At 68.6% G+C, this 2,500-nt stretch carries 1 protein-coding gene; it reads right to left on the bottom strand.

Annotated elements, in window-relative coordinates; translation table 11 throughout:
* Positions 1 to 2,146: GAF domain-containing sensor histidine kinase (locus D7W81_RS40830; RefSeq protein ID WP_120560701.1), on the bottom strand; the 2,146-nt coding region annotated here is incomplete at its 3' end.
* Positions 2,147 to 2,500: the final 354 nt, after the last annotated feature.

Raw genomic sequence — 2,500 nt, 5'->3', positions numbered from 1 at the left:
GCTGGGAGGGACGCGTGGGGGGCGCGGGCGTGCCCTCCGGCAGTGCGCCTTCCACCGGCTCGGCCGGGAGCGCCGGCAACCGGATGATGAACACGGTGCCTTCGCCCACCTTGCTCTGCACGCTGATGCTGCCGCCGTGGTTCTTCACGATGCGCTGGCAGATGGCGAGCCCCAGGCCCGTGCCCTTCTGCTTCGTCGTGAAGAAGGGCACGAAGATGTGCGGCTGTTGATCCGCCGGGATGCCCGGGCCGGTGTCGGAGACGCGCACCTCCACGAACTCGCCGCCCGCGCTGCGCAGGTCGCCGAAGCGCTCCGGCTTCTCCGTGCGCACCGTGATGCGGCCCGGCTGCGGCCCCAACGCCTGCACCGCGTTCTGCACCAGGTTGATCAGCACCTGCTTGAGCTGCTCCGCGTCACCCTCCGCGCGCGGCAGCCGCAGGTCCAGCTCCACCGCCAGCTCCGCCGAGGCCGGCATGTCGTTCTGGATGAGCCGCATCGTGCGCGTCACCACCTCGTTGAGGTCGGTGGGCCCGAAGTTCTGCTTCAGCGGCCGGGAGTAGTCCAGGAACGCCGTCACCACGCCGTTGAGCCGGTTGACCTCTTCCACGATGACGTCCAGGAACTCGCCGTCCTCGCCCGGCAGCCGCTTGGGGTCCAGGCACTGCGCCGCGCCCTTGATGGCGCCCAGCGGGTTGCGAATTTCATGCGCCAGACCCGCCGCCATCTCACCCAGCGCCGCCAGACGGTCGCGCTCGCGGATCTTCTCGTACAGCTTGGAGTTCTCCAGGACGGTCGCCATCCGCTCGGAGACCTCCAGGATGAGCGCGATTTCATCCGACGCGTACGCCTCCGGCACCCGTTCATCCCAGAGGTTCAGGAAGCCGATGACGCGGTCGTTGCCCATCAGCGGCACGCAGATGCCGGCCTTCATCTGGAGCAGCGCGGCGCGCGTGTCGTTGAGCCGCTTCAACTCATCGCGGAAGCGCTTGCCCTCCACCGCCTGCACCCGCATCACGGAGATGCGCCGCTCGATGTTCTCCAGCAGCACCGCCTTCTGCCCGCTGGACACCGCGAACAGCACGCCGCGCGCGGCCGCCGTGTCCAGCAGCGACACCGGCAGCGGCCCTCGCGAATCCAGCAGCCGGTACCCGGGCCGGTCCTCCGCCATCAGGTACACCGACGCGTGCGTCACGCGCCCCGTCTCGTGCAGCGCGTCCAGCACCACGCGCGCCAGCTCCGAAATCTCGATGACGGACGCCATGCGCACGCGCAGGGTGCTCAGCGTGCCCAGGAGGGCGAAGCGCTCGCGGAAGAAGATGCGCACCACCATCTCCTCCACCTTGGTGCGCAGCGGATCCAACAGGATGAGGATGACGAACGCGGCCACCACCGTGTTGAAGACGAACAGCGACGTGTTCTCGTCCACCCACGCCGTGAGCACCGTGAAGACCGACGCCAGGATGACCGCCAGCACCGTCTGCGAGGCGATCTTCCCCAACAGCTCGTGCAGGTCCATCAGCCGCAGCCGCAACAGCGTCTGCGCGAGGAAGAACAGGTAGAGCGTCGCGAAGACGGGCCCCAGCGTGGGGAACGGGATGTCGTTGCGCGACAGGAAGTCCAACCCGTTGAACAGCACCGCCGCGCCCGCGCCAATGGCCAGGTACGCCAGCCGGAACTGCTCGATGCGCGACTCCGTCGTCCGCACCCGGTGCACCAGCAGGGACACGGAAGTGAACAATGTGCCCAGCACCCAGGCGCCCAGCGCCAGCCGCGCCCATGCTTTGTCCGCCAAGGGTGTAACGGCGACGGTCAGCCCCAGCACGCCGGACAGGAGGGCGAGCCGCCGGCCGACCTGGTGGGCGCCCTTGCTGACCCCCAGGAACTCAAGGAAGAAGGCGACCGCTGCCCCTGGGACCAGGGAGACGGCGAGCACCGTGGCCCCGAGCGCGATGCGGGACACCCAGGGGTAGTCCTGGGCGGGGAAGATGCTGTGGAAGAAGAGGCTGAGGTAATACCCGGCGACCGTCAGCGTGAAGACGGAGTAGAGCGTGAGGACCCGGGGCCGTCCGGGGCGCAACAACATGGACACGCCCAGCGCCAGACCGATGATGGAAGCGAGCAGTGCGCTCTGGGTGCGGATATCCATGTGCAGGCGGACAGTCTAACCTCTGTCAGGGGCTGGAAATTTTCCATCCACCCCCAGTTGTCCTCGGGCGTGCCCGAGCGCATCTCCCAGGGTCCCCGAGGCCCCCGCGAATGAAAGTGTCCCTCCAGCATCTCGCCCTCCTCGCTTCCGCGGCGCTGTTGTCCGCGCAGGCTCCCGCCCCCGCTGATTCCAGCACCGCCCCGGCTCCGGTGACGCCGGCCGCCACGGCTCCGGCGACACCGGCCGTCACGGCCCCGGCCACCCCGGGCTCCCCAGGCTCCCCAGGCTCCGGACTTTCTCTTATACACATCTCCGAGCCCACGAGACATGCGCAGAACTCGTATGCCGTCTTCC

This window comes from Corallococcus aberystwythensis, assembly GCF_003612165.1.
GTDB lineage: Bacteria > Myxococcota > Myxococcia > Myxococcales > Myxococcaceae > Corallococcus > Corallococcus aberystwythensis.
Note: the sequence above shows the minus strand (reverse complement) of the source record. Positions and strands in the feature narration are given on the sequence as shown.